The organism is Paenibacillus sp. FSL H8-0259, assembly GCF_037963255.1.
GTDB lineage: Bacteria > Bacillota > Bacilli > Paenibacillales > Paenibacillaceae > Paenibacillus_AQ > Paenibacillus_AQ phytohabitans.
This window is the reverse complement of sequence record NZ_CP150147.1, coordinates 1,852,202-1,863,034: the sequence shown is the minus strand read 5'-3', so window position 1 is coordinate 1,863,034 and position 10,833 is coordinate 1,852,202. Positions and strand designations below refer to the sequence as shown.

The window sequence follows — 10,833 nt, the reverse complement described above, 5'->3', positions numbered from 1 at the left end:
TCCTGATGCATCCATCTCGCGAGTAGACATGGTTACATTGCCGTTGACAATGCTTTTAGCCCGATTCATAATGCATACAAATAACCAGCAGGATTGAGACTTCAATCTCTCATTCCTGCTGGTTATCTTTATCCTTCACACATAACTCCCCTGATCCTTCGTAATCTCCCGCTGTGTCTGCTCCTCACCGCCGGTGTCCAAGCCGGCTCTTACGCACCAGGAAACTGCATAGTAACAGGCTTAAAGCCACATAAGCTGCTATCATACTGATGATGCCTCCCCAGCCGAAATTTCCGTACAGCACTCCGCCACCCGTACCGCTGAAGCTGGAGCCCACGTAATAGAAAAAGAGATAAAGTGCGTTGGCCTGCGACTTATGCTCATCGGCCACCAGGCCTACCCAGCTGCTGGCAATGGAGTGTCCACCAAAGAAACCAAAGGCAAACAGCGCCAGACCGATGATTTTGACCCACAGGAAGGGATGCAGGGTGCAAAGTGCCCCCGTTAAGATAATGGCCAGCGCGAGCATGACCACACCGCTGCGGCCATATCGGTCAGCCAGCTGTCCCATCCAAGTGGAACTGAAGGTTCCCATCAGATAAACGACAAAAATGCTGCCGACCAGTGACTGGCTAAGGTTGTACGGTTCACCTGTCAGTTCGAAGCCAATATAATTGAATAAGGTGACAAAGCTGCCCATCAGCAGAAAACCCAGCCCATACAAGCATAAGAGCCGGGGATTGCGGCATTGTGACCAGAGCAGTGGAATAACCTTGCTAAGCTTGCCTGTCTGCTTCACGAAATGGCGCGAAGGCGGAATCACCAGCCAGAATATCATCGCTGCGGCCAGGCCCAGCAAGCCAATCGCACCGACTGCCGCCCGCCAACCGAACCAGTCGGTGAGTAAACCGCTGATGATCCGGCCGGCCATCCCTCCGATGGAATTGCCGCTGATATATAATCCCATCGCATAACCCAGACTGGCAGGATCAATCTCTTCCACCAGATAGGTCATTGCAATAGCCGGCAATCCGGCCAGTGCAATCCCCTGCAGGATGCGCAGCAGCAGTAGCACAGGGAAATACGGGCTGAAAGCGGAGATAATGGCGATCACGGAAGCGGCGACAAGCGATACTGTCATAATAGCTCTGCGGCCAACGGCATCGGATAGAGAACCTATGAACAGCATGGTCAGTGCCATGGATATGGTGGTGACGGACAGTGTTAAACTGGCTTCTGTCGGTGTGATTCCAAACGCACCGGTGATTTCCGGCATCAACGGCTGCAGGGTGTACAGAAGCGCGAAGGTGACGAACCCTCCGGCAAACAGTGCAAGGCTAACGTTGCGGAACGATTTTGAACCCTGCAGAATCTTCATTGCTTCCAACCTTCTTCACTGGAGAAGCTCCGGTTGTCGGAACAGGACCGGTTGACCGGAACCTTCCCTTGTTATTTGCGGAACAGCTTGCGTTCCATATGTGTCAGAAATTCATAACCGTCCGCTGTCACTACAATGGTGTCTTCAATCTGAAACCCTCCAGCACCCAATTCATAATAAGGAACTTCCACACACAGTACCATTCCAGGCTCCAGAACGCGGTGATCCCCGGGTGACAGGGTGATATCATCGTACAATTCCAGGCCGATGGCATGTCCCACATGCTGGCGCCGGTAATGAGGAATCCCTTCCTTCTGAACTCTGGCTACGGCTGCCTGGAAGACATCGGATGCTTTCACACCGGGACGGATCGTTTCAAGTGCCTGCTCCCAGCCGCTGCGTACTGCCTGAAAGTGATGTTCCATCCATTGGGTGGCTTCACCAAGCACAACCGTTCTGCCGGTATCTCCCCAGTAACCTTCCAATTGGAGACACAGATCAAAACGGATCTGATCCCCTGGCTCGATGACGCGGAAATAATTCTCAATCAGGGGAAGAGCACTGCGCGGCCCTGCACCGACCGCCGTCATTGCGGGGGTGCCGCCTGCTCTCATCACGGCAAGCCGGTAATGGTCGGCCAACTCTTTCTCGTGCACACCTGCGGCGATCAGATCGATTAATTGCTGCTCAATGGCCTCATTCAGAACCGCAGACTGCCGCAGACGTTCGATTTCAAACGGTGTTTTGATCTGGCGGATTTGACGGAACAGTTTATACGCAGGCATAGCTTGTCCGCCGGGAAGTCCACCGGCAAATTTGGCAAGCAGATCCGGAGCAATTCTCATCTCATCCACGCCGACCGCTTGTCCTTTGAGGCCAAGATGCTCAAGTGCCGCCTCCAAGGCTTCAATCGGTCCCGCATGGGTTGTCGTATTCTGCAGCAAGGAGTAAAAGAGATCAATATCCGGCGTGGATGGCTTGCCTTCGATAGATCCCTCCACAAAAAAGTCGCTATACACATATAAATCCGCGCCGGTAATCCCCATCTGTGCGATTACACCCAGCCGGTTGGTCGGAATAATGACACAGGGACGGGCTTCCGGTTCCTGTGGCAGTACCGCATAGATTTGCATGGTCCAGTTGCTGGCCCGCAGCTGAGAGCCTAGAATATAGTTAATATTCTCCGGTGTGGTTGCTACAAGAGCAGCCAAGCTGCTGGCAGCCATCAATTCAGCAGCACGTGTCCGGTTCACTCCGGAAACAGGTATCGAAATAGGCTTGTCCATCAGGTTCAAGACCTCCTTTTATTCGTTCTGCTGCCGAGCATGTTTTCCACGCCCGGTGCGGAACGGATGACCAGTTTGATTGCAAAGAACAAAGCGAGCGCAAAGGCAATCAGTACGACGGAAACAACGGCAACCGTAGGATCCTGCCATTTTTCCATATACAGAAAGAGCTGAATAGGCAAGGTGTAATTTCCCTGACGCAGAATAAGCAATGCTGTCTCAACCTGATCGAAGGTGAAGACAAAGGAAATGGAGCCTGCCAGAAGAAGTGAAAGCCGCAGCTGCGGCAACGTAACCGTGAAAAAAATACGAAATGGACCCGCACCCAGATCCGCAGCAGCTTCGCGGTGTGCCGGATTCAGGTTGGCCAGAGCGCTGCCCACAATAGACAGTACAAACGGCAGTACGATGACCGCCTCCCCCAGAATCAGGGCAAACAATCCTCCGGCGATATGCATCTTTGAGAACAGAATCAGATACGCCACGCCCAGTGTAATTTTGGGCATTACCATTGGTGACATAAAAAAGGCCCGCAAAAGCCCTCTGCCCGGAAAAGGATAATGAACAATGGCCAGTGCAGCCAGCGTACCTGTAATGAGAGCCAACAAAACCGCACCCGCTGAAGCGAGAATGCTGTTCCGGAAGGCTTCCATGAACTGCTTCTGATCTCCCAGACGGCTATACCATTCCAGCGTCAGCCCTTCGGGCGGAAACTTGCTGGAGGTTCCGCTGCTTAAGGAAGTCAGCAGGATCATCAACAGCGGAAGCAGCAGATATAGCCCGACCGCGCCGACACCTACATAGAGAACCCACTTGTAATTCCGTGTTTTTTTAGACATGGCTTTGTCCCCCTGCCCGTGTACGCCGGAACATCAGCCAGTCGGCTCCCTTGTTCACAATCATTGAGACGACGATCGACGAAACAAATAAAAAGAGGCTCGCCACGGCTGCCATAGGCCAGTTCGTATCCAATGTACGCTGATAAATCAATACCGGAAGCGTCATGACGCGCCCGCCTCCGATCAGCTGCGGGGTTGTAAATGCGGTCAGGCAAAGTGTGAAGACAATTTGCACTCCGCTGGCAATCCCCCGCGCGGACAAGGGCAGTGTAATGGTGAGAAACGTGCGCCATTTGCCTGCACCCAGATCATGGGCCGCCGCCTTCAGCGTACCGTCAGACTGGGTCAGCACATTCAAGAGCGGGAATACCATAAACGGCAAAAAGATATGTACCAGTGCAACAACCACACCGGTCTCATTGTACATCATCTCAAAACCGTTATCCGTTAGGCCGAGCTCAACAAACAGCCAGTTTATGAAACCCTGTTTGGACAACAGCAGCTGCCATCCGTATGATCTGACAACAGCACTGACCAGAAGCGGAAGAAATGTGAGCAGCAAGAGGGTCTGCTTGAGTACCGCCCGCTTCAGTCCGGCAATACAGTAGGCCAGCGGATAGGCAAGCAGCAGGCTCCATAAGGTAACCTTGGCGGCAACTCTAAAGGTGGTGGCTATCAAGGTCCAATAATAGGGATCTCCAAGGAAAGCACGGTAGGATGCCAAATTCCAATCCCTGATCAGCCGCCCGTTCTCGTAGAGATCAAAACTGTACCGGCCGAAGATCAGCAGACCACCCAGATAGACGACACCCATTAGGACAAGTGCAGGCAGAAGCAACAGCAGTTGTGCAGCCCAGGTACGGTTCCTATGGGAGAACAGCCCTATAAGCTTGCCAGTTGCACGCATCATAAGGAACTCTCCTCGTAGGCAGGTGCCTCTATAGGCAAAAGCAGTCCATCTTCGGGATTGAATCCGATTTGCAGCGAATCTCCTGGTGCATACCGGGCATCTCCCCGCTGATACAGACTGCTGGCCTGCAGTTGGATATGACCGCCCATATCCAGCGTGTACCGGATGCTTGCACCGCCATACACACTCTCGGTGACGGTTCCTTCCAGACGGTTGACGCAGCTATTTGCCTCTGCACCTATCCTTAGATACTCGTACCGGATAGACAGCGAAGCCCCGCTACCGGCAGAAATCGCCGAAAGTCCTTCCTGCGGCCGCACGGCAAGCTTCAAACCGCCTGCTTGAACCCATACCAGGCCTTCTTCAGTACCCACTATCTTAACCTGCAGCAGGTTCGTATCGCCGATGAATTTGGCTACAAAGCTGTCAACCGGCCGTTCGTAAATTTCATCAGGCGTCCCGTATTGAAGCAGCTTGCCGCCACGCATGACACCAATGCGGTCCGACATGTTCATCGCCTCATTCTGATCATGGGTAACGAAAATGAACGTGCCTCCGAATTCGCGCTGTATCCGTTTCAGTTCCCGCTGCATATCCAGACGCAGCTGCATATCCAGTGCTGATAACGGCTCGTCCAGCAGGAGAACTTCCGGCTTGTTAATCAAAGCGCGGGCAATGGCAACACGCTGCGCCTGACCGCCGGACAGCTGGGAAATGGCACGCCGGCTGTAATCACCGAGCTGCACCAGTTCCAGCATCTCCTGAACACGCCGTTTGATTTCGCTTTTCGGCGTTTTTCTGACCTTCAAGCCATAAGCGATATTGTTGAAAACATCCATATGGGGAAACAATGCCAGCTGCTGAAAAATCATATTCGTATTGCGGCCATAAGCCGGAATACCTGAGACATCCTGTCCCGACAGCAGTACTGCACCCTCATCTGGCTGCTCCAAACCGCCGAGAAGCCGGAGCAGCGTGGTTTTCCCGCAGCCGCTGGGCCCGAGGAGAGAGACGAACTCTCCCCGTTTCACCTGTAGCGATACCTGATTAACGGCAGTACTTCCCGCATAACGCTTGACCACGTCCCGCGTCTCGATTGCAATCGGCCCCACTCCGCCGCTCATTGTGCTCATCTCCTATCTATTCGGTTGATGACAGCTGCCGGATTATAGCTCTGTTTTGACCAGACGGTCCCATAGATCCTTCCAGGCAGAGCTGTTCTTGGCCAACGTATCCCAGTCCGGATTAATCCCCTTGCCCTGTTCTTCAACGGAGAAGGATGGATCATCCTTGTATTTATCCGGAATCGCTGCAGCTGTACTTGTAACTGGAGTTCCTGTTACCTCGGCATACCGGGACAGCGCTTCTGCACTAAGAAGCTCATTAATGATCTCGTTGGCCACTTTTTCCTGCTCTGGTGTGGAGCCTTTGACAACCTGCAGGGAATACGGGAAGGAAATCGCACCTTCCTTAGGATAGGCTACAGCCAGCGGGGAGCCGCCTTCGATCCATGTTTGTGCTACCTGTGCACTGAATGGAGCAATCAGCGCGTCGCCTGAGTCAAGCAGACCCTTAAGCTGATCGTTCGAGGTAACCAGCGTTCCGATTTGATCGCTGTTGTCTGCCCAGAATTGGAAGGCTGGTTCAGGATTGTCATAGGATGCGCCGAGTTCTTCCCCTTTTACAGCCAGAAGCGGGGAGAGATAAGAATAGAACATGTAATCCCACAATGCAGTTTTGCCTTTGAACTCTTCGCTTCCCCACAGATCGTTCCAGCTTGTGGGCGGTGTCTTCACCAGATCCTTGTTGTAGACCAGCGCAAAGCTGGATACTCCCCAGACGATACCCTTGTTGTCTGTTGTATGGAAGGATTCGGGAATATCCTTCATATTCGTCACAATGGCCGGATCCAGCGGCTCCCACATATCGTCATTGAGGCCCTTCGCCGAAGCATCCGCATTGAAATACCCGAAGTTTACAATCGGATTGTCAGCATCGGCCTGCTTGCCTGCCAGCATTTTCGGATACATTACAGAATTGGAGGATTCCTCGAAGGTCACCTCAACATTCGGATGGTTTTTTACATATTCGGCTACGACTTCCTTAGGAACCACATCCTGATTGGAGCCGGCCCAGATAAACATGGTCAGCTTTACTTTTTCTCCGCTACCGGCTGCCGGGGAATTGTCCGGGCTTCCTGCAGCATTGTTTCCGGCAGCGTTATCCACATTGGTCCCCCCTCCGCAAGCCGAGAGTGCCAGCATCAGGGCAAGCGACACGGCAGGTAAGATATAAGAACGCTTAGGTTTTTGAATACTCATTGGTTTCTCTCCTCCAGGTTGTTTACTATTTGGTGTAATTTAGTTTTCTTACGATCATCAGCGGTTGTAGTCATCAGCGCAGTCCTATTCCCCCGCGCAATTCTTCCATTATTCCTGGAACTGCTGAAGGTGAGACCGGATGGCCTGAGGCCACCCTACGCTCGGCTTCAGCCATTGTCTGTCGCTTCAAATAATCCCGAAGCGCCAGTGGATAGCTGCTCAGGGCAGCGTTCACGGCGAGCTGCATCTCATCCGTCCACAGGATTTCAAATTCGTTCCGGGCTTCCCCGAAGCTGAAGGCCTCCCCATTATTATGAAGCCCGCCACGCAGCAATCTTGTGAACACTTCATCTATGGTATTGGCATTTATCACTACACCGTAGCATTCACGAGCCTGCTCCACCGACAAAAGCCCTTTCTGCACATCGTTCAGTACGAGTGCCGGGTCCCGTTCATACGGACTTCCATATCCGCCGCCGCCCTGGGAGAGGAAAGTCACGGTATCCCCCGGCTGGAGCAAAAGCTCGTCAATCCGGCCAAGGTTACGTTCATCTGCCCGGCCTTCATTCAAAATCGCTTCTCCATGCTCTCCTACACCGCCTCCCAGACGGCCCCAGGGCTGGAATTCCATCCGTTCCATATTTCTTGCGGTCATTACGGTATCCGGACTGAGGATTCTAACGCGCAAGTCAATGCCGCTGCCGCCTCTGAATTTGCCGGCTCCGGCTGAATCCGCCCGCAGGCCGTAACGTTCAATCAGTACCGGCATCTCCGCCTCAACGGTTTCAGCCGGGATGTTCCGCAAATGGCCTACGGCAAAATCCATCCCGTCAATTCCGTCCTTCATCGGTCTGGCCCCCGATCCGCCACAGACCGGCTGGATCACACCGACTTTGCGCTTGCCGTCGGAAGCATCGGTCATCGCCATCATGACAATACAGGCTTGGCCCGCTCCCGCAGCCGGCACTTTACTGCTCTGCGCCTGGCTCAGCGCACCGGTAATGACATCCATCACCCGGATAAAGGTCGCTGCTCTCGCACCTACCGCCGCCAGCGGTTCCGGATTAAGCACCGATGCCGGGGGCGCGTAGTTGCGCACCATCCTTACCATCCCGGAATTCCAGGGAATCGTCGGATCCAGGGTCCGGAAGTAGCGGATCAGCGCAGGCACAAGCATATAGTGACCCTGCTGGTTATGCGTCGGAATATTAAATGAGGCTCTAACCTGCGGGTCGGTTCCGCTAAAGTCCAGATGGATATCCGTTCCGGTAATTGTCATCCGGCAACGCAGCCGGATCGGATAGCCGCCAGGACCCTTTTCCAGGTAGTCCCAGAAGTCATAGGAGCCGTCGGGTATGTCCTGAATGATCGTCCGAGCTTTAAGCTCAGCATATTCAAGCAGATTCTCGATGCCTTGTTCCACTTGCTGTGCACCATATCTGACGATCAGCTCCTTCAAACGCTGCTCCCCTCTATTCAGCGCAGCCATAAGCGCCTTGAGATCTCCAAGGTTCTGCTCAGGAATCCGGCTGTTGTCCAGCAGCAGCCGGAGCACCTGCTCATTAAGCTGGCCGGCTTCATACAGTTTGACCGGTGCTATCCGGATGCCTTCCATATGAATGTCATACGCGCTTGGCGACACACTTCCCGGAACCTTGCCGCCGACATCCGAGGAATGCACGAAGCAGAGGCCGAAGGCAATAATCCTGCCGTCATGGAAATAGGGTTTAATCAAGTGGATATCCGGAAGATGGGTAACCATCCCCCCCGTGGTATAAGGATCGTTGCAGATGACCATATCACCATCCTGCCAATGGTCGATTGCCCGGATGGTGGTAGCCGCAGGAATTCCCAGCGACAGGTTGTATCCCGTATCCAGCGGGGAACCGAACGTCTCACCTTCCGGGGATAACAGATAAGTACCGAAATCTCCTGTTTCTTTGACAAAGGCGGTAAAGCCGGTTCGCAGCACGACGTTAGCCATTTCCTCTACGGCAGCCTGAATCCGGTTGTTGAAGATCTCCAGGAAGACTTTATCCGTAATCATTAATCTGCCTCCCCGATAATATTTCCGTAAAGATCACCGTGTATCGTGTAACCGGAAGGAATAAAGACCGTCGTATCATATTCCTCAAGGATAGCCGGACCGGAAACCCGGCTATCTGCTGTCAGATGCTCCCGGCTCAGCACCTTGGCCTGATATTCCTGTCCATCAAATGAGATTCTCCGGGCTTCAATAGGTTTCCCACTCGCTTCTGCCTGTGGAAGAATTGCCATGGTCTTGCCCGGCAGAAGCCCGACGATGCTTGCCCGCAAATTGACGAACATGACTTCCGCTTCTGGCTGGCTGATGCCAAAGACAGACTCATACTGTCCGTGGAACTTATTCTTGGCTTCTTCAGGTTTGGAAATCTCAGATTCGGAAAGCATGACCTCCAGATCAAATGCCTGTCCTTCATACCGCATATCGGCACTGTAAATGACATAGGTACCTTCCAGCTTCACTCCGCCCCGGGCCTCTTCTTCGATCCAGCGGCGGCCTTGCTGCTCCAGCGAGGAGAAACGGGTCTTGAGTTCATCCTCAGCCAGTCCACGGCTGCTCTTGTGGAGCGTGAAAACAAAGTCATTACGCAGGTTCGCAACCGTACAGCCCATTGCACAAAGTGTTCCGGGAGATGGTGGAATCAGCACCCGGCGGATGCCAACCTCACGCGCCATCAGAAAAGCGTGCATCGGGCCCGCTCCGCCATAAGCTAGCAAAGTGAAGTCGCGGGGATCGACTCCCTTTCGCGCCATCAGCGGTGAGAATTGGGCATACATATTGGCGGTAGCCACATCCAGAATAGCTTGCGCAGTCTGGGTGGCATTCAGCCCAAGCTGGTTGCCCAAATGTGTAAGCGCCCGTTCAGCCAGTTCCGGGAAGAGGCGCATCTGACCGCCAAGAAAGCGGTCTGCCTGCAAAATGCCCAGATGGAGATAGGCATCAGTGGTTGTTGCCTGCTCACCGCCCCGGTTGTAGCAGGCCGGTCCCGGCTTGGCGCCTGCACTGCGCGGCCCTACCTTCAGTACCCCTACCGAATCAACCCAGGCTATGGAACCTCCGCCCGCACCGATAGCGGTCACGTCTATTGCCGGAATAATGACCGGGAAATCACCCACTTGATTCTCCGTAGAGTAGGCAGGTTCTCCGTCAATCAAGGCGACATCTACGCTTGTCCCACCCATATCGAAGGTAACGACCTGACTGATCCCTGCCTGTTCCGCAATATAGGTTGCACCGATTACACCGGAGGCGGGTCCAGACAGGAGTGTCCTTACCGGTTCAGCTGCAGCACGGGCGGCAGTCATCATTCCTCCGTTCGACATCGTGGACAGCAGCGTAGCCGATACTCCGTATTGTCCAATTCCGGCTTGCAGACGGTTGAAATAAGAACCCATTCGTTCGCCTACATAAGCATTCATCACCGTGGCGAGTGTACGCTCGTATTCACGCTGCTGCGGCCAGATTGCGCTGCTTCTGCAGATGAACAGCTGCGGATGACGCTCACGGATCAGCTGTTCAGCCTGTTGCTCATGTCCAGAATTGGCATAAGAGTGCAGGAAACTGATTGCCAGAGCTGTAACGCCGTCCTTCACCAATTCGTCCGCCGCCCGAAGCAGTTCCTCCGGGTCCAGCTCCGTCAGCACTCTGCCGTCTGCAAGCTGCCGTTCATTAATTTCTTTTACAAGCTGGCGGGGGACAAGCGGCTGCGTTTTATCCCCATAAAGGTTAGTGGTATTCTCAAGCCGCAAGCGGCGTATTTCGAGCACATCCCGGAAGCCTTTGGTCACCAGCAGCCCGGTTACAGCACCACTGCGTTCGATCAGCGTGTTTACCCCGAGTGTTGTACCGTGCACGAAAAGTTTGATGCTGCGGGTATCTACTCCCTTGGACTGCAGTTGCTCTAATGTATGAAAAATCGCCTGTTCGGGAGCATCGGCTACGGAGGGTGTTTTTAGCGCAGCGACAACCTCTCCATGTCCGTCTGTTACGATGGCATCCGTAAAGGTTCCGCCGATATCGATGCCTAAGCGGTAATTAATTTCCACGAATTCCACT

At 53.7% G+C, this 10,833-nt stretch carries 8 protein-coding genes; all 8 read right to left on the bottom strand.

The annotated features are described in order from the left end of the window. Positions 1 to 184: 184 nt before the first annotated feature. On the bottom strand, positions 185 to 1,378 hold the full coding sequence (locus NSU01_RS08030) for an MFS transporter (RefSeq protein ID WP_076242474.1): 1,194 nt from the start codon (positions 1,376 to 1,378) through the stop codon (positions 185 to 187). Positions 1,379 to 1,449: 71 nt separating this feature from the next. Continuing rightward, entirely contained in the window at positions 1,450 to 2,664 is a 1,215-nt protein-coding gene (locus NSU01_RS08025; RefSeq protein WP_076242473.1) for a Xaa-Pro peptidase family protein, read from the bottom strand. Between the two features lie 5 nt (positions 2,665 to 2,669). Beyond that, positions 2,670 to 3,503: an ABC transporter permease gene (locus NSU01_RS08020; protein WP_076242472.1), complete on the bottom strand. Its 834-nt coding sequence runs from the start codon at positions 3,501 to 3,503 to the stop codon at positions 2,670 to 2,672. Then, positions 3,496 to 4,413, bottom strand: coding sequence for an ABC transporter permease (locus NSU01_RS08015; RefSeq protein WP_076242471.1), 918 nt, complete (start codon positions 4,411 to 4,413; stop codon positions 3,496 to 3,498). Before NSU01_RS08015 ends, NSU01_RS08020 begins: the two co-directional genes overlap by 8 nt. Next, complete coding sequence (locus NSU01_RS08010; RefSeq protein ID WP_076242470.1) at positions 4,410 to 5,537, bottom strand: ABC transporter ATP-binding protein; 1,128 nt, start codon at positions 5,535 to 5,537, stop codon at positions 4,410 to 4,412. Before NSU01_RS08010 ends, NSU01_RS08015 begins: the two co-directional genes overlap by 4 nt. A gap of 42 nt (positions 5,538 to 5,579) precedes the next feature. Further along, positions 5,580 to 6,734: an extracellular solute-binding protein gene (locus NSU01_RS08005; protein ID WP_076242469.1), complete on the bottom strand. Its 1,155-nt coding sequence runs from the start codon at positions 6,732 to 6,734 to the stop codon at positions 5,580 to 5,582. A 73-nt stretch (positions 6,735 to 6,807) separates the two neighbouring features. Then, positions 6,808 to 8,781, bottom strand: coding sequence for a hydantoinase B/oxoprolinase family protein (locus NSU01_RS08000; RefSeq protein WP_076242468.1), 1,974 nt, complete (start codon positions 8,779 to 8,781; stop codon positions 6,808 to 6,810). Next, entirely contained in the window at positions 8,781 to 10,823 is a 2,043-nt protein-coding gene (locus NSU01_RS07995; RefSeq protein ID WP_076242467.1) for a hydantoinase/oxoprolinase family protein, read from the bottom strand. Before NSU01_RS07995 ends, NSU01_RS08000 begins: the two co-directional genes overlap by 1 nt. Positions 10,824 to 10,833 lie beyond the last annotated feature (10 nt).